Below are 25,097 nucleotides of genomic sequence, written 5' to 3'. Positions count from 1 at the left end.
ACAATGCCTCCACCCGCCACGCGAAAACGGCCGGATGGAGATATCGTTCCGGCGCTCAATCCGCCGGGCGCAGCCAGACCTTGTTGTCGTGGAAGGCGGCGCCGCCATAGGGCGCCGGCGCATCGGCGCCGGTCAGCACGTTGATGCCCTCGCCGCGCTCATGGGCGCTGTTGGGCCAGATGCCTTCGGCGACTACGACGCCGCGCTTGATGCCGTCGAACAGTTTTGCGTGCAGCACCACTTCGCCACGCTGGTTGCCGACCTCGATGCGGCCACCGTCGGCGACGCCGAGTGCCGCCGCATCATCGGGATGCACGAGCAGCTCCGGCCGGCGCTCTTTTGCCTGCGACACCGGCGTTTCGGCAAAGGTCGAATTGAGGAAATTGCGCGCCGGCGAGGTGGTCAGCCGGAACGGGTGCGCCGCGTCCGCCACCTCGATCAGGTCGACGTGATCGGGAAATTCCGGCAGCCGCTGCACAGGCCCGAAGAGGCCCATGCTTTTCGGCGGCCGGTTGGGCGCTGCCTGCCCGGTCCAGTTGGCGCGGAAATGGAACTTCTTGTCGGCATGGCCGAAGCCAGTGATGAAATGCGCGGCCTCGAAATCCGGCTGCAGGTCGACCCATTTGTCTTCCTTCAGACTGTCGAAACTGCCCAGCCCGCGCTTGCCCAGGATGATGTCGATGTGCTGCTGTTCTGTCAGGCCGAAGCCCGGCATGTCGGCAACGCCGAGGCGCTTGCCCAACTCCTCGACAACGAAATGGTTGGTGCGCGGGCCTTCCGGCGGCTCGATCAGCTTCGGCCCCAGCGTGATGTGCTGGTTGCCGCCACCCTTGTAGACGTCGTCATGCTCGAGAAACATCGTCGCCGGCAGCACCACATCGGCGAGCTTGGCGGTGTCGGTCATGAACTGCTCGTGCACGCAGGAAAACAGATCGTCGCGCAGAAAACCTTGCTTCACCAGCCGCTGCTCCGGCGCGACATTCACCGGATTGGTGTTCTGGATCAGCAGCGCCGTCACCGGCGGGCCGCCATAGAGCGCATCCTCAGCCCCGGTCAGCACCGGGCCGATGCGCGAATGATCGAGATGACGGATCGAGGGATCGCGCATCCGTGTGCCTTCGAGCAGTTCCTGGTTGAGCTTGAAGATGCCCGAATTGGTATGGAAGGCGCCGCCTCCCTCATACTGCCAGCAGCCGGTGACCGCCGCGATCGAGGCTGCGGCATGCATGTTGACCGAACCGTTGCGCTGCCGCGAAAAACCGTAGCCGAGGCGGAAATAGGTCTTCTTCGTCGTGCCGACGAGACGGGCGAAGGCCTCGATTTCGTCGACGGAAAGCCCGGTGATGTCAGCGGCCCATTGCGGCGTCCGCGTCTTGAGATGCGCTTCCAGACCGTGCGGATCGTCGGTGTATTTTTCCAGATAGGCGCGGTCGGCCATGCCGTCACGGAACAGCACATGCATCACCGCGCAGGCCAGCGCGCCGTCGGTGCCGGGCTTCAGCACCAGGCCGAGATCGGCCTGCTTCATCGTTGCATTTTCGTAGACGTCGATGACGACGATCTTGGCGCCGCGTTCCTTGCGCGCCTTGATGGCGTGGGTCATGACGTTGACCTGCGTGACCACGGCATTGGTGCCCCAGATCACAACGCAGTCGGACTTTGCCATTTCGCGCGGGTCGGGACCGCGCAGCGCGCCGGCGCCCATCATCCAGCCGGTCCAGGCCAGATTGGTGCAGATCGAACCGAAGAAGCCGGAGTATTTTTTGGCGTGCCTGAGCCGCTCGATGCCGTCGCGCTGCACCAGCCCCATCGTGCCGGCATAGTAATAGGGCCAGACCGTCTCCGAGCCGTATTTTGCCTCCGCCGCGATGAATTTTTCAGCGACCAGATCGAGCGCCGCCTCCCAGCTCGCTTCCTTCCAGGCGCCGTCGCCCTTGGCGCCGGCCCGCACCAGCGGCTTCAGCAGGCGGTCGGGATGATGGACGCGATCGGCGTAACGGGCGACCTTGGCGCAGATGACGCCGGCCGTATAGCTGTTGGCCTTGGCGCCATGGACGCGGCCGATGCGCCTGGCGTCGAGCAGCTCGACCTCGAGCGCGCAGGTCGAAGGGCAATCATGCGGACAGGCCGAATGGCCGATTTTGAGCTTGGCGTGCTGATTCATGGGAGCAAACTAGCCGTTTGTGGCGGCGGCGTGTAGGGCCAGATGGGCGGGCCTACATCCCCCTCTGGGCTATTCGTCGGAAAGGCCGATCAAGTCCAAGAATGCATCAAAGTCCGGCGCAATGGGCCAAACGCTTTCGACAAGATCAATATTTGTCATGTCAAACGCAACGAGCGGATAAAGCCCCACTGTGCGTAGATCGAACGCAATCGCCTCGCCGCCCCCGTTGCTGCCGATAACGAAAAAACCCGGAAAGAACTCCTTGAATGTCCCCTGTTGCTCTATTTCGATCACCTCTTCCGCAGCGTGCAAGGCAAGCCATAGCGGCTGGACTGGCAGGGGGCCCTCACCACCGTTGCTGAAAGAGAGAAGGGCAGCATAGCTTTCAGGCAGGACCAAAGGCCCCACGTCCCTGAGTTTCTCGATCGCTTCGTCTGACGCTCCATCTTTTTTGCGCCACTCCCGACCTTCAAGCATCTCATTCACCTCCTGCCACCTCCTGCCGCGAACCATTTGGGTATCCGGGAACGTACCCGGCCACATGACCGCGACACGCTTGAGCAACGCGTCGTAGGCGCGGCATTTCGGGCATCTCCCCCGCGAGGGGGGAGATTGCGCTCTTCCTACTCCGCCGTGCCTTGCTCGTACTCCGCCGACATCGACAGCCATTTTTCCTCGTGGCCGGCCAGCTGTTGCGCGAGTTGTGAGCGCTCCTTGGCCAGCCTTGTCGCGGTCGAGGGGTCCTTTTCGTAGACGGCCGGATTGGCGAGCTCGTCCTCGATCAGGTCGATGCGCTTTCGGAGACGGTCCATCAGCGCTTCGGTGGCGCGGATTTCCTTGGCCAGCGGCTCGAAGGCGGCGCGGCGCGCGGCTGCATCGCGGCGGCGGTCGGCCTTCGAGGCTTTGTCCGCCTCGCGCTTGCCGCGGCGGTCGCCGGAGACGCCGGTGACCAGCGTCTTGTAATCCTCGAGGTCGCCGTCATATTGGTTAACCGCGCCGTCCTTGACCAGCCACAGCCGGTCGGCGGTCGCTTCGAGCAGATGGCGGTCGTGCGAGATCAGGATGACCGCGCCGGGAAAATCGTTCAGCGCATGGATCAGCGATTCACGGCTGTCGATATCAAGATGGTTGGTCGGCTCGTCGAGGATGAACAGGTTCGGCCCCTCGAAGGCCGACAGGCCCATCAGGAGCCGCGCCTTCTCGCCGCCGGACAGATCCTTGGCGGCGGTGTTCATCTTTTCGGTGGTCAGGCCGAACTGGGCGACGCGGCCGCGCACCTTCGATTCCGGCGCGTCCGGCATCAGCCGGCGGACATGCTCATAGGCGTTTTCGTCGGGCCTGAGGTCGTCGAGCTGGTGCTGGGCGAAGATTGCCACCTTCAGCCCGGGCGCCACCGTCATGCTGCCGGTCTCCGGCTTCAGCCGGCTGGCCAAAAGCTTGGCGAAAGTCGACTTGCCGTTGCCGTTGGCGCCGAGCAGAGCGATGCGATCGTCGGCATCGATGCGCAGCGTCATCTTCTTCAGGATCGGCTCGCCCTCGGTGTAGCCGACGTTGACGTTGTTCAGCGCAATGATCGGCGAGGCCACCGACTTCACCGGCTCCGGAAAGGAGAACGGCCGCACCGTGTCGTTCACGATCGCGGCGATCGGCTTCATCTTCTCCAACGCCTTGATGCGCGACTGCGCCTGCCTCGCCTTCGACGCCTTGGCGCGGAAGCGCTCGACGAAGGATTCCATGTGCTTGCGCGCGGCTTCCTGCTTGACGCGGCCCTTCTCCTGCAATTCGCGCTGCTCGGTGTATTGACGCTCGAACTGGTCGTAGCCGCCGCGCCAGAAGGTCAGCTTCTTCTGGTCGAGATGGACGATCGAGTTGACGGCGCGGTTGAGGAGGTCGCGATCGTGCGAAATCAGCAGCACGGTGTGCGGGTATTTCGACACGTAGTTTTCCAGCCACAGCGTGCCTTCGAGATCGAGATAATTGGTCGGCTCGTCGAGCAGCAGCAGATCGGGCTCGGCAAACAACACGGCGGCCAGCGCGACGCGCATGCGCCAGCCACCGGAGAAGGACGAGGCCGGGCGCCGCTGCGCGGCATCGTCGAAGCCGAGGCCGGCGAGAATGGTGGCCGCGCGTGACTCGGCCGAGTGCGCATCGATATCGGCCAGCCGCATGTGGATGTCGGCGATGCGGTGCGGGTCGGCCGCCGTCTTTTCCTCTTCGAGCAGCGCACTCCGTTCGAGGTCGGCCTTGAGCACGATCTCGATCAGCGGCTCCTCGGTGCCCGGCGCTTCCTGCGCGACCTGGCCGATGCGCGTGTTCTTGGGCAGGCTGATCGAGCCGGTCTCGGAGGCGAGGTCGCCGGTGATCGCCTTGAACAGGGTCGTCTTGCCGGTGCCGTTGCGGCCGACAAGGCCGGCCTTGCTGCCGGCCGGCAAGGTCAGTGAGGCATGGTCGAGAAGCAGGCGTCCGGCCATGCGGAGCGAAAGGTCGTTGATGATCAGCATGGCCGGGCTTTTGCACGGGACAACCATGCTTCGCAAGGGCTTGAGCCCCGGTTCGCCGCATAAGCCGCGAAAACCGGCAAGCAAGTCAGCGGCCGCGCCGCGACTTCCCGCAAAACGCAAAAAGAACCCGCTATCCTGAGGGGGGACAAGGAGAGCGGGCTCTTTCGTGAACGGCGGCCTTGGGAGCGTCCGATCGACATCCAAACACGCAGCAGCTTGGTTTGTTCCATGGGAAGAACGAACTATGTGATGAACAAACGCTGCTGTGGCCGGCAGGTTTGTCCACAGGGGCGTGCCGTCTGTACGCTATCGACCATGACGCTGCGGAAAGACTCGGCTATCCTTGGATGTGCGGCGGGCCTGATCTCCGCCTGGCCGGCGCCATCAGCTTCCTCCCAAGCGGCGCCGGCCACCTTCCTTGACCGGCGCCGCTTGCCCGATCGACGCCATTTGAGGCGGTCATTGTTTCGGCGGCGTGCCGGGCTGATCGCCGCCGGTCGTCGACTTCGGCACCGGATTCTTGTCGACCTGCGGGTTCTGATCGACCGTGTCGCCAGTGGCCTTGGTCGGCTGGATATTGTTGTCGCAACCCGCAACAGTCAGAGCTGCCATAAGCAGCAGGATTGAGCGCTTTTTCATCGCAGTCTCCTCTCGCCCGACAACGAGGCGTCGGCGATTTGGTTGCGCGGCCGGTGTCGTTCCTGCATTCGCCAAGGGGCCTGGGAACAAAATGCCGCGTCTCCGGTTGCTCCACAATCAATGGAGGAAGGCATGATCCGTCTGCTCATCGCCGGGGCAATCGTCTATGTTGCCTATCGCGTCGCCAAGAAAGTGATCGATGAGGTGCCCGACGATTTCGATCCGCTGCTGTTGCCACCGCCACAGGACGATCGCGAGGCGCTGCGGCGGCAATCGGCAAGGATGGGCGTCGAGCCCGAGCGTTAGTCGACAGGCCTGCCCGCAAGGCTTCTTCGCTTACGGGCCCTATTCCGGCTCCGCAAACCGTTGCGAACAAAGCAGAAACGATGCTTGGTGGGCGATGAACCTCGCCGCCCGTGATTCGTCCTTCCAGCCCGCCTATCTGGCGAAGCTCAACGCCGAGCAGCGGCTTGCCGTCGAACATGGCGACGGCAAGATCGCCGGGCCGTTGCTGGTCATTGCCGGCGCCGGCTCCGGCAAGACCAACACGCTGGCGCACCGGGTCGCGCATCTGATCGTCAGGGGTGCCGACCCGCGCCGCATCCTTTTGATGACATTTTCGCGCCGTGCCGCAGCGGAAATGGCCAAGCGGGTCGAGCGCATCGCCGGCGAGGTGCTGGGGCGCGATGCCTCGGTGATTACCGATGCGCTGAGCTGGGCCGGCACGTTCCACGGCATCGGCGCCAGGCTGCTGCGCGATTATGCGCTGGAGATCGGTCTCGATCCGGCCTTCACCATCCACGATCGCGAGGATTCCGCCGACCTGATGAACCTCGCCCGCCACGAGCTTGGGTTTTCGAAGACCGAAGCCCGCTTCCCGACCAAGGGCACCTGCCTGGCGATCTATTCGCGCGCCGTCAACGCACAGGCGCCGCTCGGCGAGGTGCTGGGTTCGGTGTTCCCGTGGTGCGCCGGCTGGGCCGAACAGCTGAAGCAATTGTTCGCCCGATATGTCGAGGCCAAGCAGGCGCAGAACGTGCTCGATTACGACGACCTGCTGCTCTACTGGGCGCAGATGGCCGGCGAGCCGGAAATCGCCGCGCATCTGGGTGCACGTTTCGACCATGTGCTGGTCGACGAGTACCAGGACACCAACCGGCTGCAGGCATCGATCCTGACGGCGCTCAAGCCCGACGGATCTGGGCTGACGGTGGTCGGCGACGACGCGCAGTCGATCTATTCGTTCCGCGCCGCGGAAGTGCGCAATATCCTGGATTTTCCGAAGCAGTTCGCGCAGCCGGCGGAAGTCGTCATGCTGGAGCGCAACTACCGCTCGACCGAGACCATCCTGGCGGCCGCCAATGCGGTGATCGGCGAAGCTTCGGAGCGTTTCACCAAAAATCTCTGGACCGAGCGCAAATCGGCGGAAAAGCCGAAGCTGGTGAGCGTGCGCGACGAGACCGAGCAGGCGAGCTATGTCTGCCAGGCGATACTCACCGAACGCGAAGCCGGCACCGTTCTCAAAGCACAGGCGGTGCTGTTTCGCGCCTCCCACCATAGCGGCCCGCTGGAGATCGAGCTGACGCGCCGCAACATCCCCTTCGTCAAGTTCGGCGGGCTGAAATTTCTCGATGCAGCTCACGTCAAGGACTTGCTGGCCGTGCTGCGCTTTGCCGAAAACCCGCGCGACCGCGTCGCCGGCTTTCGCGTGCTGCAACTTCTGCCGGGCATCGGCCCTTCGGCCGCCAATGCGATCGTCGAGACCATGGCAAATTCGCTTGACGAGACGATGGGGCTTGCCCGCTATCGGCCGCCGCAGCGTGCCGCCGACGACTGGCCGGGCTTTGTCGCGCTCTATAGCGGCCTGCGTGCCGGCGCGCAAAAATGGCCGGCCGACATCGAACAGGTCAGGCTCTGGTACGAGCCGCATCTGGAACGTATCCACGAGGATGCAACGACGCGCCGGGCCGATCTCCTGCAGCTCGAGCAGATCGCTTCCGGCTATGCGTCGCGCGAGCGCTTCCTCACCGAGCTGACACTCGATCCGCCGGACGCGACCAGCGACGAGGCCGGCCCGCCGCACCGCGACGAGGATTATCTGATCCTGTCGACGATCCATTCGGCCAAGGGCCAGGAGTGGAAGAACGTCTTCGTGCTCAACACCGTCGACGGCTGCATCCCGATCGATCTCGGCGTCGGCAGCAAGGAGGACGTCGACGAAGAGCGGCGGCTGCTCTACGTGGCGATGACGCGGGCCAAGGACAGCCTGCACCTGGTCATGCCGCATCGCTTTTTCGTCCACGGGCAGGCGGCGCGCGGCGACCGCCATGTCTATGCCTCGCGCACGCGCTTCATCCCGCGCTCGATCCTAGGCGCCTTCGAACAGGTGGCTTGGGCCAGCGTCCAGGCCCCGGACGATCCGCGCCGCCAGCCGCACGTGCGTGTCGACCTCGGCGCCCGCATGCGCGGCATGTGGAAATAGGCACCCGCCTCGACGTCGGCGCTGCTCGCCCGGCGACCGCTCCCGGAGCCGGCGAAAAAACAATACCGGCAACATGGAACCTCGCGCCGTGATCCGCGTTTCTGCCCGACCCCCAGACCGGAGAACGGCGTCCGCCGTGACCTCCGCCCATTCGAGAGGCCAGAATGCACGACAGGACGTTTTCCACCCCGGTCGCCCTAACCGTTGGCGCCGGCTACAAGCGTACGATCGCTTCGTTCTCCGAGATGCACGAATTCCTCACCGAGTTCCCGCCTTCGCGCCGCCGGCTGAGCTATGGCGCCGCGGTGAAGGCCTGCGAGGCGGCACGTGCCGGCGAGATCTCGGCCGAAGCGGCACGCGACGCCCTGATCACCTTTGCCGTAACGGCAGGCATCCTCTGGCCGGCCGCCCAGCCGGCAGTCTCGGTCAAGCCGGTCGCCCGGGGTCTCGGCGGCTACGCCGCCTGACAGAAACGACCATCAATGGACCGTCATCGGGCCGCCGCCCGGCGGGTCGCCCGCTGCCGCGGTTTCGAAACTGACCTGATCGCGGCCGTTCGATTTGGCCTTGTAAAGGTGCCTGTCCGCCACCACGAATATCTCGGCGTAGGTGGTCGGCCCGCTGAAGGCGACGCCGCCGACGCTGACCGTGAGAGGACAGGGCCGGCCGCCACGCGTGAACTCCGCCTCACGGACGCGTCGGCGAATTGTCTCCGCCACCAGCCAGGACTGCGAAGGATCTGCGCCGGGAAGGAAAACCGCAAATTCCTCGCCGCCGATCCGGCCGACGATATCGGCGCCGCGTAACTGGCCCTGGATTGTCTTGGCGATCAGCTTGAGCGCCTGGTCTCCGCAGTCGTGGCCGAGGCGGTCGTTGACGGATTTGAAATGGTCGGCATCGACGATCAGCAAGGCGCCGGCATTAACGACGGAATGGCTGCGGGCCTGTTCGAGATAGGCCTCGACGAGCATGGAAAACGCACCCCGGTTGAATACCGCCGTCAGGCTGTCGGTCGCCGCGACGACAGCCAGTACCTTCTGCGCGATCGCCAGCTGGCGCATTTTCCACATGAGGAAGAAGAAGAACGAGCTGGCCAGGACAAGCGGCAGCAGCAGGTCTGTGAGCTGCGCCCGCCACAGCGCTTCCGGCGACGAATATGGAAAATTGAAGGAATCGACGAAGAACGCGGCTGCAATGCAGACCGCCGTGCCCGCGATTGTAACCCCCACGACCCTGCCCCAGCTCGTCGGGGACAAATCGATCTGCATGCTTTTGCTTTTGCTCCTGCTTCAGCAGGCTACCTTGAAGCAACAGCGCAAACGAAGTCCTAAGACTTTGCTTTCAATTCGATCGCAGTCGAAGCGAACCAGCCGTCGAGATGGCGGCCAGATAAGAAGATCGGTCCTAAATCAGCTGCCGTCTGATGCTCATCCGCGTTACCGCGGTCACAAGAATGGCGCCGATCATGAAATAGATGGTCGCGACAATGTCGCCCTGGTGGAAATAATAACCGGAGTTGAGAAGCGCCAGGACCACGGCGAAGAACGCCACGAGGCGCAAGGGTTCATTGGGCATGCGTGCCAATTCTCGCTGTTGCTGCTGAATGCTGCTGAAGCGGCCGCCCTCACGACCGTCCGCTCCATAAAATGTTTTGGCGCGTTTTGCAATCTCGGCAGATCGTCCTCTATCCACCGTCCGCTTCACCAGCCGCCCCAGGTTCAGGCGAAAGCCCTGCCCTCCTCGCTGCGCTGGAACATCGTCAGGTCCAGTCCGAGGCTTGGCTTGCCCAGAATGGTCAGGATCGCATGCGCCTGGCCGCGGTGGTGGGTCTGGTGGTTGAAAAAGTGGTCGAGCGCCGGCGCCAGCCGCTGCGAGACGGTGCGCATATCCGAGACGGTCATGTAGGAGAAGCGGCCCGACAGCGCCTTGTCGCTCAGGCCGTCGACCCAGTCGATGATCCGTTTGTCCTCGGCCTCGCGCGCCAGCCGCAAGCCGGGCAAGGCGCGGTGCAGGATCGTGTCGAGCCTTGCCGGCGCGTCGCCCTCGCCCGTGAAGCGTTTCATCCAGATACGGTCGGCTGCCAGGAGGTGGTTGAGCGTTCCCATCATCGAACCGAAGAAGACGCCGATATTGCGGTCGAACTCTTCCTCATCGAGATCGGCGGCGGCATCGTAGATGCGGCCGTTGGCCCATTGATTGTAGGCCGCAAACATCCTGAAATGCTGTTTCATTTTCTCTCGACCTGCGAGACCCCTGCGCGGGTCCGTTTCGGGCATAGTTAGACTGCAAGGACGCTGCCGCCAATGACCATTCTGCTCTACGACCTTGTCGGACGCGACGCCGCCCGCCCGTTCAGCCCACATTGCTGGAAGGCGGCGATGGCGCTGGCCCACAAAGGGCTCGACATCACCAGCGTGCCGACCCGTTTCCTCGAAGTGCCGAAGGTGGAAGGCGGCGTCTCGAAGCTCGTTCCGGTGATCCGCGACGGCGAGACGGTGGTCGCCGATTCCTTCGCTATCGCGCTCTATCTCGAGGAGGCCTATCCTGAGCGCCCGACATTGTTTTCCGGCGACGGCGGCAAGGCGACGGCGCGCTTCATCGAACGCTGGTCGCAGCTGACCATCCATCCCTACGTCACCACCGCTGCGATACTGGACCTGCACGCCATGCAGGACGAGGCGAACGCCGCCTATTTCCGGCAGAACCGCGAGCAGCGCTTCGGCAAGCGCCTGGAGGCGGTTTACGCGACCCGCGACGGTGGGCTCGCCGGCTTCCGCGCCTCGCTGGAGCCGCTCCGCTCGATGCTTGGCTATCAGCCCTTCATCGGCGGCCCGTCGCCGCTGTTTGCCGACTACATCGTTTTCGGCGCGCTGCAATGGGCGCGCATCGCCACGCCCTACCGGCTGCTCGACGACGGCGATGTCGTGGCGCAATGGTTCGAACGATGCCTCGATCTGCATGGCAGCCTCGGCCGCAACGTCGCGGCGGCAGCGATCTCCCCGCTCGAGAGTTGAAATCGGCAATTTCATCGGCAACGCCACATTTTGTTCTTGCTTTGTGCCGGCAGCTATGCTACTAATCTCGATATGGTGATGATTCGCACCGACGCCCCGCCCGGCTTGCCGAGGCGGGTTTTGTTTTGCCGATCGAGGTCCAACGGCGTTGCCGGCAGGGACGTCGTCCGGCCTTAGCTGAAAGTTGCCAGCCGGCGAAATGCGACAATGCGGGTAGACGAAGTGTCGCTTGAAGCGCCTCATCAGCGCCTGGATCGAAGCAAACAAGACGAACATCCGGCGAACCGGGCAATCACAACAAAGGCAGCGCGCCATGATCGCAAACCCAGATTTCCCGGCCGACTTTCGCGCCGGGCTCGCCAAGCTCTTCCTGTGGCGGCGCGACGTCAGGCGGTTCAAGCCGACGCCGCTCCCGGAAGGGGCGCTGGAGCGGCTGCTCGAGCTTGCCAGCGCCGCGCCGTCCGTCGGGCTGAGCCAGCCCTGGCGCTTCGTCGTCGTCGAGAGCGAAGCATGCCGCGCCGCCGTCAGGGCCTGCTTCGAGCGCTGCAACGCGGAGGCACTCGCAAATTTTTGCGGTGAACGCGCCGCGCTCTATGGGCGCCTGAAGCTTGCCGGCCTGAATGAGGCGCCCTGCCAGCTTGCGGTTTTCGCCGACCGCGCAACCGAGCAAGGGCATGGGCTTGGCCGCCTGACCATGCCAGCCACCATAGACTATTCCGCTGTCATGGCGGTCCACACGATGTGGCTGGCGGCGCGCGCCGAAGGAATAGGCATGGGCTGGGTCTCGATCCTCGATCCGGCCGAGATGGCGACGATCCTGGACGTGCCGGCGGAGTGGACGCTGATCGGTTACTTCTGCATCGGCTACCCCAGCGAGAACCACAGCGTGCCGGAACTGGAACGGGAAGGCTGGGAAACCCGGCGGCCGTCTATCGTGACAAGGCGGTAGTGCAATGGCGGCGCTGCCATCCTCTTTGCGCTGAAGAATGACTCCTCCCCCTGCAGGGCTGTGGATGTCATGGATGGTTTCGCCGATCGTCATCATTGCCAGCAAGACACCATGGCAAAGCCAGTCGTGACGGCCTTAACCTGAGGAAGGGCATAGAATGTTTCGCTACGACATGCAGGCCGAGATCTGGGTCTATCCGGGCAAGGGCGGCTGGCATTTCGTGACGCTGCCGCCGGAGCTTGGAGCCCGGATCAAGACGGCGATGGTGGGGATGGCACGGCCCTAGGGCTCGCTTGGCGTGGAAGCCGTCATCGGCCAGACCAGATGGCGGACATCGCTGTTTCCCGACAAGAAATCCGGCAGCCTGCTCTTGCCGATCAAGACCGCGGTGCGGGTTCGCGAAGGCCTCGGGGCTGGCGACACGGCCAACCTGACGATCGAGATGCAGTTATGACGACGTAGTCTCAGGCTGGCGACGACGCGCTATAGGGCGGCCAGTCGATCGGACCCAAAGTGAGTACGGTTTCTGGAAAATCCGATGCTCAGCAAAAAGATGGAGCGGCGGCATGGTTCGACTTGAAAGTCCGCCGCCCCAGCGCAGAAATGCGCGCCGGGCCGGCCTCCCCTTGGCAAGGCGGCGGGCGGCTTGTATAGAGCCCGCCACTTTCAATTCCACTCTCCATCACAAGGACGATCCCATGGCGCTCGAACGCACCTTTTCCATGATCAAGCCGGACGCGACCCGTCGCAATCTCACCGGCGCTATCACCAAGATACTGGAAGATGCCGGCCTGCGCGTCGTCGCTTCGCGCCGGGTGTGGATGAGCCGCCGCGAGGCGGAAGGTTTCTATGCCGTCCACAAGGAGCGTCCGTTCTTCGGCGAGCTGGTCGAGTCCATGTCGTCGGGCCCGACAGTCGTGCAGGTACTGGAAGGCGAGAACGCCATTGCCAAGAACCGCGAAGTGATGGGCGCCACCAATCCGGCAAGCGCCGCCGAAGGCACCATCCGCAAGCTGCACGCGCTGTCGATCGGCGAGAATTCCGTGCATGGTTCCGATGCGCCGGAAACCGCCGCGCAGGAGATCAAATACTGGTTCTCGGACACCGAGATCGTCGGCTGAGCCGGCATCCCGAACCTCATCAAAGAGGCCGGCGCAACGCCGGCCTTTTTCTTTTGCTAAAGCGCGTCGCGTTCGACCGGCCTCATGCGACGCGCTTTAGGTTTCTTGTCTTGATGCATGTCGTTATCGCAAAACCGCTGCACAGTTTTTGCGCGACATGCAGTGGCGGACATTTTCAGCTTCACGCTCCTCGACGGGTCACGGGTGCGTTAAGCTCGGAGGGGCGGATCAAACGCGGTCCCGACAATGGAGCCGACCAGGCCATGACCAGCACCATTCCCGGTTTCTTCCAAGGCACCGAAATGCCAACCGGCGGCTGGTGGGAAGCGCTGTGGCCCGAGCCCGCCAGCGTCCTGGCGGCGGTCGGCATGAAGCCCGGCACGGACGTGGTCGATCTCTGCTGCGGCGACGGCTGGTTCACGCTGCCAATCGCCAGGGTCGCCCGTCATGTGATCGCTATCGACATCGATGCCGATCTGCTCGAAGTCGCCAGGCGGCGGCTGGCCGAAGGAGGCGCTGGCAATTGCGAGTTTTTGGCGGGCGACGCCTATGACCTTGCCAGGCTGGTGCCTCAAACCGTCGACTTCGTCTTTATCGCCAACGCTTTCCACGGCGTTCCGGATCGGCCGCGGCTTGCCCGCGCCGTGCGCGCGACGCTTGGCCCTGCGGGTCGTTTTGCCATCGTCAACTGGCACCAATATCCGCGCGAGCAAACCACGGTCCTGGGCGAGCCGCGCGGGCCAAAGACCGAGCTGAGGCTGTCACCCGAACAGACCACCGCGTCGGTGGAAGCGAGCGGGTTCAAGCTCGCCGAGCTGGTTGATGTGCCGCCCTATCACTATGGCGCGGTATTCAAACTCGCGACGAATTGAGAAATATCGCATGAGATGCGGCATCGTCGCCCGATACATGTCGCCCGCCGCCCCCTAGCGGCGGGTTCTGCCAGTCTATTTCGCCTGGCGTTCCTTCACGTTCGCATGTTCGTTCGCCGCTTCCGTGTCGGTGGACGGGGTCTTGGTCTCTTCACCTGAAAACGGGCTGCCCTGCCCCGGTGCGAGATCGCCGCTATTGCCGGCCTTGTTGGTCTGGAACGGTTGGCTGTCCGCTTTGAGACCGTGGTCAAGAGCATTGACGAGATGGTCGTCCGCCTTGGCAAGGCCGGTAAAGGCAAGGAGCGATGCACCGGTGGCGGCAAGGATAAGCGTGTGCGTTTTCATGTCTGGACTCCTTTGAGTTAAGGCCAGAACGAGCCGCAGCCATTCTGGCGGCTTCAACGAAGGGACAACGTCCCTTTTGCCTTACCCGCAATTTTATGTGGAACTAACGCGCCCTCTGCCCGGCCTATTCCCGCTGAAACACAATGTGATCGGCATGCAGCTGCCGCAGAGAGTAATCGGCTTGGGTGATGCGCTAGCTCGCGGCGTTGAAGCGCAGAATGTCGCGGCCGCCGCTGTCAATGATGACAAGCTTGCCGGCGTCGACGTGGTAGGATGTCGCCTTGGCCAGCGCCTCGAACAGCGCCTTTTCCTCGGCCATGACCTGAGGCGCGCAGGCCTTGAAGGTCGAGCCGATGTCGCTGATGGCGATCGTCGAGCCGTCTACCCTGGCGGTGGCGAAATAGACGTTGCAAGGGCCGCTGCCGCCGGCCTTGCCGGCTTCGCTGATCCGGAATGTCGCCCGCGGCTCGGCAATCACGCCGACACCGTCGATATATTCGACCAGCCAGCTTTGGCCGAACACCGAAGCTGCCGCCGGCGCATCGCTCGGCGCCGCCATTTTCAGCATGATGGTCTGTGGCGCGTCGCTGAGCGGGTCGACCTGGTGGCGCGCATCTGTGACGAACAGCAGCCGGTCGTCGACAGTGATGCGCGCCTGCAGCGCGTAGGTCATATCAGGCCGGATCACCCGCGGATCGAAGCTGATCTCGAACTTGATCGGCACCTGGCCGGCCGGCACCACCTTGCGCTCACCGATGATTGCGGCCGGCGCGTCGGCCAGCGACACGTCGGCAAGCTGCACGGAAAGCACGGCATTGGGCGGCAGCGCGATGCGCTCGCGATACATCACCTCGCCCTTGAGGGTCTTTTCGGCAGCCGCGGAATAATCCGGAACGGCCAGGATGCCGACGGCCAGCGGCACCAGTCCGAAGATGAAGAACTCGGCGATCCTGTCCAGCATGATCCTGCTCCCCTTCCGGCCAAGGGTCTCGCAGGATTGCGGTCAATGAATGGCTGGCCGGGTATGGGATGGCTGTCGCAGGGATTTATTTGGACGGCGGCTGCTTCCAGCGGCTCGCCGCCTTGTCGTCGGCCTCCTTGGCGTCGACCCAGCCGCCTTCGGAACCGTCGCTATGGTGTTCCTTTTTCCAGAACGGCGCGCGTGATTTCAAATAGTCCATCAGGAAATTCGCGGCCTCGAACGCCGCCTGCCGGTGGGCGGAAGCCGCCACTACCAGCACGATGTTTTCGCCGGGCGCGATCTTGCCGTGGCGATGGATGACGGTGAGCCCCTGCAGCGGCCAGCGCTCGATTGCCTCGCCGGCGATGCGGGATATCTCGGCTTCGGCCATGCCGGGATAATGTTCGAGCTCGAGCGCGGAGAGCCTGCCTTGCTCGTCGCGGCAGAGGCCGGAGAAGGTCACCACAGCGCCGATGTCGTTGCGACCCCTGGTCAGCCTGGCGATCTCGGCGGCGACGTCGAAATCCTCCGCCTGGATGCGCACGACCGGCACCACCGCGGACATGGTTCAGCCACCGGTCATCGGCGGGAACAGCGCGATCTCGCGCGCGCCGGCAATCTTCTCGCGGTGCTCGACATGTTCCTGGTTGATGGCGACGCGGATCACGTCAGGATATTGCAGCGCGTTCTCGTACTCCTCGCCGCGCGATTTCAGCCAGCGCAACAGGTCGGCGACCGTTTCGATGCCGGCCGGCAGTTCGACCTCTTCCTCCGGTCTGCCGATCCGCTCGCGCACCCAGGCGAAATAGATGAGCTTGGTCGACATGTCACTCGTCCATGATGTGCTTGAGGCCGGCGCGGAAATAGTCGTAGCCAGTGTAGAGCGTCACCAGGGCGGCGATCCACAGCAGCACCAGCCCGGTCTGGGTGGTCAGCGGGAAGATCTTGTCGCCGGCAGGTCCCGCCAGCAGGAAGGCGATGGCGATCATCTGGATGGTGGTCTTCCATTTGGCGAGCTGCGTCACCGGCACCGAGACCTTCAAGGCCGCCAGATATTCGCGCAGGCCCGAGACCAGGATCTCGCGGCACAGGATGATGATCGCCGCCCATAGCGACCAGCCGGCGATGCCGGCATGGCGGTCGGTGTCGGCGGCAAGCAGCAGCAGGCAAGTGGCGACCAGCAGCTTGTCGGCGATCGGGTCGAGCATCTTGCCGATGTTGGAGGTCTGCTGCCAGGCGCGCGCCAGATAGCCGTCGAAGTAATCGGTGATCGAGGCGAGCAGGAAAATGACGAGCGCCGACCAGCGCGCGAAGTCGCTCGATTTCAGATGCCCTTCCAGGAAGAAGCACAGCACCACCAGCGGCACCGCCAGGATGCGGGCATAAGTGAGCATGTTGGGCAGGTTGAATGCGCGCTGAGCCATGTTTTGGGAACTCTTTCTGCCTGCTTAGTCAAATCAGAAGCGAATGTGGGGGGTCAACAGGCCAGAATCGATTAGCCAGCCGAAATGTCGGCAATACGTCTTAGCTCTCGTGAAAATGATTGTAGACCAATTTCGCCACCTGCTCGGAAATGCCGTCGACCTTGACCAGGTCCTCGACGGCGGCACGGCTGACGGCCTTGGCCGTGCCGAAATGCATCAGCAGCGCGCGCTTGCGGCCGGGTCCGATGCCGCTGATCTCGTCGAGCGGGCTCTTGACCATCTCCTTCTTGCGGCGGGCGCGGTGCGAACCGATGGCGAAGCGATGGACCTCGTCGCGCAGCCGCTGGACGAAATAGAGCACCGGATCGCGAACGGGCAGCGAGAATGGGGCCCTGCCCTTGACGAAGAAGCGTTCGCGGCCGGCATCGCGGTCCTGACCCTTGGCGATGCCGATGGCCACCACCCGGTCCTCGATGCCGAGGTCGGCCAGGATCTTGCGCACCGCCGTCATCTGCCCTTGGCCGCCGTCGATGAGGATAACGTCGGGCCAGGCCGGGAAGCCGCCCGCGTCCTCGATATCGTCGCCCGGTGCGGTAGGGCTCGCCTCGTCCGCGCCCTTGGTTTGCGGGGCATCGCCATGTTCCTTCAACAGCCGCGAGAAGCGCCTCTGCATCACCTCGCGCATCATGCCGAAATCGTCGCCCGGCGTGATCTCGGTCGAGCGGATGTTGAACTTTCGATACTGGTTCTTCACAAAACCTTCCGGCCCGGCGACGACCATGGCGCCGACGGCGTTGGTGCCCATGATGTGCGAGTTGTCATAGACCTCGATGCGCACCGGCGGTTTTTCCAGGCCGAAGGTCTCGACAAAGCCAGTGAGCAGCCGCGCCTGGGTCGAGGTTTCGGCGAGCCGCCGGCCGAGCGCCTCGCGCGCGTTCTGCAGCGCGTTGTCGGTCAGGTCCTTCTTCTCGCCGCGCTGCGGCACGGAGATCGACACCTTGCGGCCGGCGCGGGTGGAGAGGGCCTCCGCCAGCAATTCCTGGTCCTCGACGCCATGCGACAACAGGATGGTGCGCGGCGTCGGCTTGTCGTCGTAGAACTGCGCCAGGAACGATCCCAGCACCTCGCCGGCTTCGAGCGCCGGATCGGCCTTGGGAAAATAGGCGCGGTTGCCCCAGTTCTGGCCGGTGCGGAAGAAGAACACCTGGATGCAGACCTGGCCGCCCTCCTGATGGATGGCGAAGACATCGGCCTCGTCGACGGTCTGCGGATTGATGCCTTGATGGCTCTGCACATGCGACAGCGCCGCCAGCCGATCGCGATATATGGCGGCGCGTTCGAAATCGAGGTTCTCCGAAGCCTGCTGCATGGCGGCGGAGATCTCCGTCTTCACCTTCTGGCTGCGGCCGGAGAGAAAATCCTTCGCCTCGGCGACAAGCCTTGCATAGTCGCCGTGCGAGATTTCGCCGGTGCACGGGCCGGCGCAGCGCTTGATCTGGAACAAAAGGCAAGGCCGGGTGCGGTTCTCGTAGAAGGAGTCGGTGCAGCTCCTGAGCAGGAAGGCGCGCTGCAGCGAGTTGATGGTACGGCCAACTGCGCCGGCCGAGGCGAAGGGGCCGAAATAGTCGCCCTTGCGCGAGCGCGCGCCGCGGTGCTTGTAAATACCGGGCGAGACATGGTCGCCGGTCAACAGGATATAGGGGAATGACTTGTCGTCGCGCATCAGCACGTTGAAGCGTGGCCGCAAGCGCTTGATGAGGTTGGCTTCAAGCAGCAGCGCTTCGATCTCGGTGCGGGTGACGACGAACTCCATGGTCGATGTCTCTCGCACCATGCGGCCGATACGGCTGGTGTGGAACCGGCCTTGCGCGTAGCTGGTGACCCGCTTCTTCAGGCTGCGTGCCTTGCCGACATAGAGCACGTCGCCGGCGGCATTCATCATGCGGTAGACGCCGGGCGCATTGGGCAGCCGCTTTACCAGCGTCTGGATCACCTCGGCGCCGACCATGCCGTCGGCGTCGCCGGCATGCGGGGTCCAGTCGATGGCGGTGAAAGTAACGTCCGGACCGCTGGCTGCAGGCTCGACGACCTCCTCGGCCGCCTCGTCCTCGAGGTCGATTTCGGGCGGCAGGTCGTCGGCGCCACCGCGCGTTTTTTGTTTCTGGTCCATGGGGCTCATTCCGTCATGCCTGTCACATCGGGCGTCTGCCATGCAAGATGCTGGCCGCCGTCAAGCGCGATCATCTGGCCGGTGACCGAGCGTGCCGCCCAGAGATAACGGATAGTGGCACCGAATTCCGGCAATTCCGGGCCGCGTTTCAGGATCAGCCCGGCAATCTGGGCATCGAAATCGCTGTCGTGCTGGCGCGTGTTCTTCAAGGTCGGGCCAGGACCAATGGCGTTGACACGGATGCGGGGACCCAGCGCCTGCGCCATCATCTCGGTCGCCGCCCACAAGGTCGACTTCGACAGCGCATAGGAGAAATAACGCGGCGTCGGTCGCCAGACGCGCTGATCGATCATGTTGACGATCAGCCCCTCACTGTTCTGCGGCAAGGCCCGGGCGAAAGTCTGTGCCAACAGCGCCGGCGCCTTGACATGCATGGCGAAATGGCGATCCCAGGCCGGCCAGTCGAAATCCTCAACGCTGTCGTGCTCGAACAGCGAGGCGTTGTTGACCAGCAGCGACACCGGCCCGAGTGCCGCCGCAGCGCGGCCGACAAGGTTGCTGACCGCGCCCATGTCGGTCAGGTCGGCAGCAACCACTGCGGCCCGGCCATGTCGACCAAAATGACCACTGGTGATCTGGGCCGCCAGTTCCTCCGCCTCGGCCAGCGAGCGATTGCAATGAATGGCTACGGCAAAACCATGCGCGGCAAGATCTTCGACGATCGCCCTGCCGATCCGCTTCGCCCCGCCCGTCACCAGTGCCGTCGCGGCGACCTTGCTCATCTGTCAATCCTTAATCCGATGCCGATTCCGACCTGCCGGGATCGCGCCGGCAAATTATGGCCCGCCAAGCGTTAAATCCCATTTCCACCTGGGGCAGGATTGTGGCAAAGTGGCCGGTGGGCGTTTTGGCTCGACCGGAATTCGGGCCAGCCCGCCCGCAATATAGGGCGCTGGAGCCCTTACACCAAGCCGTGTGCAGTGCAGCACGGCGAACCTGCTGACATTCGCTGTTGCGAAGATGCAACGTCAAGGTTCTGCCTCATTCGTGCCAGGTAATGACCCAAGTTCAGGTTCGCTTCAGCCGCATTTCGACACGACATTTGGAACCGTTGAACGCCGGATCCGTTTCACCCCCCGGACGGGTTGAGGGCGCTCATGAAAAACAAGCCTGTGTCCTGTGGCTTAAGGAGTAAAGAACAATGCAAGCCAATTTTAAATTTGCGCGACCGCTCGCGGTGGCGTTTGGGCTGTTCGCCCTCGGCGGAACCGCCTATGCCGCGGACGTGGTTCAGGAAGAGCCGCCGGCACCTGCCCCGATCGCAGAACTTCCGGTCGCATCCTGGGCCGGTCCCTATGCCGGTGTGAGCGTCGGCTACGGCTTCGCTGGCCATGCCAAAGCCAAAGACATTGGCGTCGACGTCGACACCAAGGGTTTTGTCGGCGGCGTCTTCGGCGGCTATAACTGGCAGCAGGAGAACTTCGTCTACGGTGCCGAAGCCGATATCGGCTACAACGGCGTCAAGGGCGACGATGCCGGCATCGAGGCCAAGGGTGGCTTCGAGGGCTCGCTGCGTGCCCGCCTCGGCTACGCTGTCACCCCGGACATCCTGCTCTACGGCACCGCCGGTGGCGCGCTGAAGAACCAGAAGATTGAAGCTGCCGGCGTAAGCGACACCAACACGCAGTTTGGCTGGACAGCCGGCGTCGGTACCGACATCAAGATCACCGACAATGTGTTCGGCCGTGTCGAGTATCGTTACACGGACTTCGGCAGGAAGGACTTCGACGGTATCGGCAAGGTCAAGTCGACCGACAATCGCGTCACCTTCGGCGTCGGTATGAAGTTCTAAGTCGTCCAAGCCACGACACGAAAAAGCCGGGCCTCGCGCCCGGCTTTTTTTGTTGGCATCGGTTGAGACCGCTTGCCCTCAAGCCGGGATGGCGGGCTTCAGCTCCGGGAATTTCTCGTCGAAGCGTGCCGCCCAGCGCGTCAGCCGGCCGCGGCCCTTTTCCCATTTTCCAGCGAAGCGCAGCGAGAGATAGCCGAGGCAGGCGCGCAATGCGATCTGGCCGAGGGTGATTTTCTTCGGCAGCTTCGGCGGGTTCGCGTTGAGCAGATCGAGCGCGTCCGAAATCTTCGTCCACTGGCGCTCGAGCCAAGGCTGGTAGACCATCTCTTCCGGCCGTGTGCGCCGCTCGTAGACCATCGACAGCGCGCAGTCGCAGATGCCGTCGGCCAATGCCTCCAGCACCTCCGCCTCAAGGCGCTTGTCGGGATTGCGCGGAAACAATGTGTTCTTCGACATCCGGTTGAGATGCTGGGTGATGGCGCGGCTGTCGTGGACCGAGCGGCCGTCATCGAGCACCAGCACCGGGATCTTGCCGAGCGGATTGGCGCCGATCAGTTCGGCCGGCCTTTCCTCGGTCTTTATCGGCACGAGATCGATCGCAATGCCGGCATGAAGTGCTGCCATGCGCACCTTGGAACTGTAGGGGGAAGTAGACGCGTAGAGCAGTCTGGGCATTGTCGATTCCTGTTTGCCGGCTACAGCTCCATACGTCCTGTTGGACGCGCAAAAGGACGCGGTAGCATTGTGACTTCGCGCATGACCCTTACCGAAAATCGATTCCGACAGGGGCTCGTGCGTGGCACTGTTGACCGATCATGCAGGGTTCATCAACGGCCAGAGGCGGAAAACCGCGCCGCCAGCGTGCAGCCATAGTCTCGCGTTCGGATGCGATGAGCCGGAGGTGCGGCGGCAGACGCGAGCAGGTCGGACAATCCAGATCCGAGCAACTACCAACTCGGCCTTGCACCGAAGGTTGGTTTTGGCAGCCACGAAAATCCCACCGGACTTCGCCGCATGGCGAAGTCCTGGGAGCTGCGAAAAGACGTCTTCCTCCCGCCTCTTTCTGGTCCTGCCCGACTGTCAACCAAGAAGCGAGGCGCCTGTCCGGCATCCCGCCCTGGCTGTCTTGAGTACTGTCCCCTGCGACAGCAGGACCGCGACTACTTCTTGGCCTTCGCCTTTGCGGGCGCTGCCTTCGGCTTGGCCGCGGGCGCTGCTTTCTTCACTGCTGCAGAAGATTTCGCAGCGGCGGCCTTTGCCGGTGCTGCCTTCTTCGCAGCAGGCTTCGCCGCGGCCTTTGCAGCCGGCTTCTTGGCCGGTGCCGCCTTCTTTGCCGGAGCAGCCTTGGCAGGTGCTGCTTTTGCCTTGGCAGGTGCTGCTTTCTTCACGGCTGGTTTTGCCGCGGCCTTGGCGGCCGGCTTTTTGGCCGGCGCTGCTTTTGCCTTAGGCGCAGCGGCCTTCGCTTTGGCCGCGGGTGCTGCTTTCTTCACAGCAGTTGCGGCCTTTGCCGCGGCTGCTTTTGCCGGTGCTTTCTTTGCCGGTGACTTTGCCGGTGCCTTGGATGCCGGCGCTTTGGATGACTGCTTAGCCATATCATGCCCCTTCCGTTGTGCCGACGGCCGTTATTGACCCGGCGCGCATTGCATATCTGACTCGCGGCTTGCTAGCCAGCGAAGCATTAGAATGATTTTTGTAGCTTAAGTTTCGGTTACGGCGAGCGCGCGACCATTTTACCCGCGCAAAAATCGGCTGCGAATCTTTGTGTCCCGCAGCGAAGTTCTGCGACAGAAATTCTGGTCGCTCTATCTCGACCGGTCTTCTCGTCAAGCTCAGGACCTTTTCGACCAGCTTTGCGCTTCAACGTCCGACGCTCGGCGCGAACATTGTCAAGAGCGAAGGCGGTCGCCCGCCTCGTCTTGTCCGAAACGATAAACTATAGGTAAGTAGGAAGCAACGCGACGAGCACGCCGCTGCACTATCTTGCACGACGCGATGAAAGTAAGCAGATAGCTCGCATTTCTGAAAGACAGGATATCGCTCGATAGATCCGGTCGAGCCGACCTCGTGATCGAATGCGCTCGGCCGTTCAGGCGCCGAGCGGCTCGCGGCTCATCTGCAGCCGGCGCGAAGGCTCGGCCCTGTGGAGATGGACGGCGAAGGTATCCCATGGCGGCATGACCGAAATCTGCGCCAGGATGCGCCCCGCTTCACCGCGATGATAGCCGCCGTGCAGTACGACGTGGGTCAGCATTTCCTGTCGCGACATCAATGCCTTATCCCCGTCGGTGAACACGAATGCGACGGGCTCGGACAGCTGCCGCGACGAAACGGTTTCGAGATAATCGAGATACCAGCGATCGGTCGCTGCGACCGCGGCGCGAAGTTCGTCGAACGCCGGCGTGTCCTCGGTGGTGTCGGCGGAGTAGCCATGGCTTGCGTCAACCAGGTGCGCCGAGAATATCCGCGACACCACATGGCTGTGATCGACGAGCCGTATCACGGCCTGCCGTTCCTTGCCGTGAACATGCGGGTCGAGACTCGCGAGCTTTTCCAGCAGTTCGTCATTGGCCCAGGCCTGATAGGCAAACAGGCTGCGAAGCAGAGCGAGCGCATTCATGGTCGGTGTCCTTTTCCGGAAATGCGAGTATGTTGTTTATATTTTCAGGAGAATGGGCGAACGTGTCTACTCGCATTGCAAAACCGCATCCGCGCATGCGCAAACAGCCGCGTCAGGCGCGTTCCAGGGCAACCGTCGAGGCGATCATCGAGGCGGCGGCTCATGTTCTGAGCGGGCTGGGGTGGGCCGGCTTCACCACCAACAAGGTTGCCGAGACAGCAGGTGTAAGCATCGGCACGCTCTACCAGTATTTTCCCGACAAGCTTTCCCTGCTCGCTGCCGTCCGGCGCCGTCACTTCGATCATGTGCTGTCGGTCATTCGCGATTCGGCGGAAGACCAAAAGCCGCTCAGGAAATTCGCGCAGGAGCTGGTGCGCGGCATGATCGCGGCGCACAGCATTCACCCGACACTACACCAGGTGCTGCTCGACGAGGCGCCGGGCGATCGCGGCTCCAGGGCCGCCCATGCTTCGTTCCAGGCACAATACCTCAATCACTATGCGACTGCTGTCGCCACTTATCGCAAGCCAAGGAAAGGCGCCGACACGGAGACCGTGGCGCGCGTGCTATCGTCAGCGATCGAAGGTGTGATCCACAACGCGGCACGCCGGAACATGCTCGCCGCGCCGGAGCTGCAAAAGCAACTCGTCGAACTGATCTGCGCCTACCTATCGGGAGCAGGCCGCATCGGTCGATAGCGCATGGCACGGCGGAAGTCGGGATTTCTGTGTGTCGTTCAAACCCGGCTTATGAGGTGTGGCAAGGACGATGCCAACAATGCCGCACCTGATGCGGCCAAGAGTGTGAGGACGATCTTTCGAAAAGTCGCCTCGCTAACGCCGATGTAGAGTCTCGCGCCAAGGAGTGTCGGTATCAACATCGCCGGCGCGACGACGGCGAACATCGGCAGCATTTCGAGCTTGATCTTTCCGGCCGCAAGATAGGCGGCCATCGTCATGGAGAGGGTCACAAGGTTGAAATTCTGGATGACAATACGCTGGCTGTCCTTTTCCCATTGGCGCAGCACGCACCACAGCGTTGGAACCGGGCCGGTGAAGCCGCCAAGTCCACCCATGATGCCGCCGACCAGACCTATTGCACCGTCTGCAACAGGACCCCCGACCGTGATGGGAGGGAGGCGACGCGCAAAGAGCATCAAGGGACACCAAACGACCAGCAGCGCGCCGAAGACCAGCTTGAACAACTGCACATCCAGCAAGGGCAGGATGGCGACACCGACCGGAATCCCTATGGTCCCGCCGATCAGGAAGGGCAGCAGAAGCCTGAGATCAAAACCCCGGCGGACGGTGACGGCAGCGATGATCTGACCGGTGAGCGCCCCAAAGATCGCCATGGCAGCAGCGAGCTGGGGCTCCACGGTCCAAACCCAAATCGACATGGCAACCAGGCTGAAAGCGAACCCGGAAAGCCCTTGGACGAAGCCTGCAACGACCGCGCCGAGAGCAACAGTATAAACAAGCGAATCCATGTAGTGCTGTTTCCCCGCAAAGTGATCGATGTGGTCGGTTGGCGTTGACATGCATGGAAGTCTACGATTTTCGCAACCGATCCCAGATCAGCCGCGGCTTTCTACGCGAATTTCGGAATTGTCTTCAGGCAAGAGCAGCATGGCTCCGGTCCGATACATTTCGCGTTCCAAGGTGAAGGGCTTGCGATCGAACTCTATCCGGCAGAAGCAACGACGCTGGAAGGAGCGGGAACGATGATCGGCTTCGAAGTCGCCAACGCAGATGAAGCTGCTTCTGCCGCCAAAGGCCAACGGCTTTGGAATCATTGCGGACGTCAAGGCGACAGCTATGGGCAGACGTGTGATCGTCCGTGATCCTGATGGCCGTCAGGTGTTCCTTTTCTCGACCACCTAACCTGAAAAATTCACGGTGGGTTGGCGGATGTGGTTCAAGCCGTTGAAATGACGTAGAATTTGGTTGCTAAGGCCGATCCGAATCATTTCCGGAGACCACACCC

General features: G+C 63.0%; 30 protein-coding genes. 13 read left to right on the top strand and 17 right to left on the bottom strand.

Annotated elements, in window-relative coordinates:
* Positions 1–55 precede the first annotated feature (55 nt).
* From NKJ91_RS24940 to NKJ91_RS24925, 4 genes are all read right to left on the bottom strand, one after another.
* A complete protein-coding gene (locus NKJ91_RS24940) occupies positions 56–2,164 on the bottom strand; it encodes a molybdopterin-containing oxidoreductase family protein (protein ID WP_352457657.1) in 2,109 nt (702 codons plus the stop codon).
* A 69-nt stretch (positions 2,165–2,233) separates the two neighbouring features.
* Positions 2,234–2,641, bottom strand: a complete 408-nt coding sequence (locus NKJ91_RS24935; RefSeq protein WP_352457680.1) for an SMI1/KNR4 family protein — start codon at positions 2,639–2,641, stop codon at positions 2,234–2,236.
* A 146-nt stretch (positions 2,642–2,787) separates the two neighbouring features.
* Positions 2,788–4,665: an ABC-F family ATP-binding cassette domain-containing protein gene (locus NKJ91_RS24930; RefSeq protein ID WP_352457656.1), complete on the bottom strand. Its 1,878-nt coding sequence runs from the start codon at positions 4,663–4,665 to the stop codon at positions 2,788–2,790.
* 459 nt (positions 4,666–5,124) lie between these two features.
* Positions 5,125–5,304, bottom strand: coding sequence for a hypothetical protein (locus NKJ91_RS24925; RefSeq protein WP_352457655.1), 180 nt, complete (start codon positions 5,302–5,304; stop codon positions 5,125–5,127).
* A 132-nt stretch (positions 5,305–5,436) separates the two neighbouring features.
* Between NKJ91_RS24925 and NKJ91_RS24920 the strand changes: the two genes are divergently transcribed.
* The 3 genes from NKJ91_RS24920 to NKJ91_RS24910 all read left to right on the top strand — a co-directional run bounded on the left by NKJ91_RS24920 (position 5,437) and on the right by NKJ91_RS24910 (position 8,253).
* A complete protein-coding gene (locus NKJ91_RS24920) occupies positions 5,437–5,610 on the top strand; it encodes a hypothetical protein (protein ID WP_023677660.1) in 174 nt (57 codons plus the stop codon).
* Positions 5,611–5,704: 94 nt separating this feature from the next.
* Positions 5,705–7,786: an ATP-dependent helicase gene (locus tag NKJ91_RS24915; RefSeq protein WP_352457654.1), complete on the top strand. Its 2,082-nt coding sequence runs from the start codon at positions 5,705–5,707 to the stop codon at positions 7,784–7,786.
* 164 nt (positions 7,787–7,950) lie between these two features.
* Positions 7,951–8,253, top strand: coding sequence for a DUF982 domain-containing protein (locus NKJ91_RS24910; RefSeq protein ID WP_352452964.1), 303 nt, complete (start codon positions 7,951–7,953; stop codon positions 8,251–8,253).
* Between the two features lie 12 nt (positions 8,254–8,265).
* Here the strand turns inward: NKJ91_RS24910 and NKJ91_RS24905 are convergent, their stop codons facing one another.
* The 3 genes from NKJ91_RS24905 to NKJ91_RS24895 all read right to left on the bottom strand — a co-directional run bounded on the left by NKJ91_RS24905 (position 8,266) and on the right by NKJ91_RS24895 (position 10,017).
* Positions 8,266–9,054, bottom strand: coding sequence for a GGDEF domain-containing protein (locus NKJ91_RS24905; RefSeq protein WP_352457653.1), 789 nt, complete (start codon positions 9,052–9,054; stop codon positions 8,266–8,268).
* Positions 9,055–9,190: 136 nt separating this feature from the next.
* Positions 9,191–9,490 carry a hypothetical protein gene (locus NKJ91_RS24900; RefSeq protein ID WP_352452962.1) on the bottom strand — a complete coding sequence of 100 codons (300 nt, stop codon included), beginning with the start codon at positions 9,488–9,490 and terminating at the stop codon, positions 9,191–9,193.
* 14 nt (positions 9,491–9,504) lie between these two features.
* A complete protein-coding gene (locus NKJ91_RS24895) occupies positions 9,505–10,017 on the bottom strand; it encodes a DinB family protein (RefSeq protein ID WP_352457652.1) in 513 nt (170 codons plus the stop codon).
* Positions 10,018–10,089: 72 nt separating this feature from the next.
* Between NKJ91_RS24895 and NKJ91_RS24890 the strand changes: the two genes are divergently transcribed.
* The 6 genes from NKJ91_RS24890 to NKJ91_RS24865 all read left to right on the top strand — a co-directional run bounded on the left by NKJ91_RS24890 (position 10,090) and on the right by NKJ91_RS24865 (position 13,742).
* The gene (locus NKJ91_RS24890) at positions 10,090–10,800 is read left to right on the top strand and encodes a glutathione S-transferase family protein (RefSeq protein WP_352457651.1); all 711 of its coding nucleotides are present in this window, start codon (positions 10,090–10,092) and stop codon (positions 10,798–10,800) included.
* Positions 10,801–11,113: 313 nt separating this feature from the next.
* On the top strand, positions 11,114–11,749 hold the full coding sequence (gene bluB, locus NKJ91_RS24885; protein ID WP_352457650.1) for a 5,6-dimethylbenzimidazole synthase: 636 nt from the start codon (positions 11,114–11,116) through the stop codon (positions 11,747–11,749).
* Positions 11,750–11,906: 157 nt separating this feature from the next.
* Positions 11,907–12,035, top strand: coding sequence for a hypothetical protein (locus NKJ91_RS24880; RefSeq protein WP_352457649.1), 129 nt, complete (start codon positions 11,907–11,909; stop codon positions 12,033–12,035).
* Between the two features lie 12 nt (positions 12,036–12,047).
* Positions 12,048–12,203 (top strand): DUF1905 domain-containing protein, encoded by a 156-nt coding sequence (locus NKJ91_RS24875; protein ID WP_352457648.1) that lies wholly within the window; start codon positions 12,048–12,050, stop codon positions 12,201–12,203.
* 244 nt (positions 12,204–12,447) lie between these two features.
* Positions 12,448–12,870, top strand: coding sequence for a nucleoside-diphosphate kinase (gene ndk, locus NKJ91_RS24870; protein ID WP_023677669.1), 423 nt, complete (start codon positions 12,448–12,450; stop codon positions 12,868–12,870).
* 263 nt (positions 12,871–13,133) lie between these two features.
* On the top strand, positions 13,134–13,742 hold the full coding sequence (locus NKJ91_RS24865) for a class I SAM-dependent methyltransferase (RefSeq protein ID WP_352457647.1): 609 nt from the start codon (positions 13,134–13,136) through the stop codon (positions 13,740–13,742).
* A 75-nt stretch (positions 13,743–13,817) separates the two neighbouring features.
* On the opposite strand, the gene NKJ91_RS24860 is transcribed toward NKJ91_RS24865, so the two are convergent.
* The 7 genes from NKJ91_RS24860 to NKJ91_RS24830 all read right to left on the bottom strand — a co-directional run bounded on the left by NKJ91_RS24860 (position 13,818) and on the right by NKJ91_RS24830 (position 19,424).
* Positions 13,818–14,087 carry a hypothetical protein gene (locus NKJ91_RS24860; RefSeq protein WP_352457646.1) on the bottom strand — a complete coding sequence of 90 codons (270 nt, stop codon included), beginning with the start codon at positions 14,085–14,087 and terminating at the stop codon, positions 13,818–13,820.
* Between the two features lie 193 nt (positions 14,088–14,280).
* Positions 14,281–15,048: a YbaY family lipoprotein gene (locus tag NKJ91_RS24855; RefSeq protein ID WP_352457645.1), complete on the bottom strand. Its 768-nt coding sequence runs from the start codon at positions 15,046–15,048 to the stop codon at positions 14,281–14,283.
* Positions 15,049–15,133: 85 nt separating this feature from the next.
* Entirely contained in the window at positions 15,134–15,613 is a 480-nt protein-coding gene (locus NKJ91_RS24850) for a molybdenum cofactor biosynthesis protein MoaE (protein ID WP_352457644.1), read from the bottom strand.
* Positions 15,614–15,616: 3 nt separating this feature from the next.
* Positions 15,617–15,874 (bottom strand): molybdopterin converting factor subunit 1, encoded by a 258-nt coding sequence (gene moaD, locus NKJ91_RS24845; protein WP_023677674.1) that lies wholly within the window; start codon positions 15,872–15,874, stop codon positions 15,617–15,619.
* A 1-nt stretch (position 15,875) separates the two neighbouring features.
* A complete protein-coding gene (pgsA, locus tag NKJ91_RS24840; RefSeq protein WP_023677675.1) occupies positions 15,876–16,472 on the bottom strand; it encodes a CDP-diacylglycerol--glycerol-3-phosphate 3-phosphatidyltransferase in 597 nt (198 codons plus the stop codon).
* A 100-nt stretch (positions 16,473–16,572) separates the two neighbouring features.
* Entirely contained in the window at positions 16,573–18,651 is a 2,079-nt protein-coding gene (uvrC, locus tag NKJ91_RS24835; RefSeq protein WP_352457643.1) for an excinuclease ABC subunit UvrC, read from the bottom strand.
* Positions 18,648–19,424 carry an SDR family oxidoreductase gene (locus tag NKJ91_RS24830; RefSeq protein ID WP_023677677.1) on the bottom strand — a complete coding sequence of 259 codons (777 nt, stop codon included), beginning with the start codon at positions 19,422–19,424 and terminating at the stop codon, positions 18,648–18,650. The genes uvrC and NKJ91_RS24830 overlap by 4 nt, the downstream gene beginning before the upstream one ends.
* 419 nt (positions 19,425–19,843) lie before the next feature.
* Between NKJ91_RS24830 and NKJ91_RS24825 the strand changes: the two genes are divergently transcribed.
* Complete coding sequence (locus NKJ91_RS24825; RefSeq protein WP_023677678.1) at positions 19,844–20,494, top strand: outer membrane protein; 651 nt, start codon at positions 19,844–19,846, stop codon at positions 20,492–20,494.
* 78 nt (positions 20,495–20,572) lie between these two features.
* Here the strand turns inward: NKJ91_RS24825 and NKJ91_RS24820 are convergent, their stop codons facing one another.
* The gene (locus NKJ91_RS24820) at positions 20,573–21,169 is read right to left on the bottom strand and encodes a glutathione S-transferase family protein (RefSeq protein WP_352457642.1); all 597 of its coding nucleotides are present in this window, start codon (positions 21,167–21,169) and stop codon (positions 20,573–20,575) included.
* Between the two features lie 339 nt (positions 21,170–21,508).
* Between NKJ91_RS24820 and NKJ91_RS24815 the strand changes: the two genes are divergently transcribed.
* Complete coding sequence (locus NKJ91_RS24815; RefSeq protein ID WP_352457641.1) at positions 21,509–22,123, top strand: hypothetical protein; 615 nt, start codon at positions 21,509–21,511, stop codon at positions 22,121–22,123.
* A gap of 457 nt (positions 22,124–22,580) precedes the next feature.
* Here the strand turns inward: NKJ91_RS24815 and NKJ91_RS24810 are convergent, their stop codons facing one another.
* Positions 22,581–23,111, bottom strand: a complete 531-nt coding sequence (locus NKJ91_RS24810; RefSeq protein WP_352457640.1) for a DinB family protein — start codon at positions 23,109–23,111, stop codon at positions 22,581–22,583.
* Between the two features lie 62 nt (positions 23,112–23,173).
* On the opposite strand from NKJ91_RS24810, the gene NKJ91_RS24805 reads away from it, so the two are divergent.
* Complete coding sequence (locus tag NKJ91_RS24805) at positions 23,174–23,809, top strand: TetR/AcrR family transcriptional regulator (protein WP_376704967.1); 636 nt, start codon at positions 23,174–23,176, stop codon at positions 23,807–23,809.
* 38 nt (positions 23,810–23,847) lie between these two features.
* Here NKJ91_RS24805 and NKJ91_RS24800 read toward each other — a convergent pair whose 3' ends face one another.
* The gene (locus NKJ91_RS24800) at positions 23,848–24,600 is read right to left on the bottom strand and encodes a sulfite exporter TauE/SafE family protein (RefSeq protein ID WP_352457639.1); all 753 of its coding nucleotides are present in this window, start codon (positions 24,598–24,600) and stop codon (positions 23,848–23,850) included.
* A 66-nt stretch (positions 24,601–24,666) separates the two neighbouring features.
* Between NKJ91_RS24800 and NKJ91_RS24795 the strand changes: the two genes are divergently transcribed.
* Positions 24,667–24,954 carry a VOC family protein gene (locus tag NKJ91_RS24795; RefSeq protein ID WP_352457678.1) on the top strand — a complete coding sequence of 96 codons (288 nt, stop codon included), beginning with the start codon at positions 24,667–24,669 and terminating at the stop codon, positions 24,952–24,954.
* Positions 24,955–25,097: the final 143 nt, after the last annotated feature.

The sequence above is a fragment of the Mesorhizobium sp. M0040 genome (genome assembly GCF_040323505.1).
Lineage (GTDB): Bacteria > Pseudomonadota > Alphaproteobacteria > Rhizobiales > Rhizobiaceae > Mesorhizobium.
The sequence above is the reverse complement of the archived record's forward strand: the minus strand, read 5'-3'. Positions and strand labels throughout refer to the sequence as shown.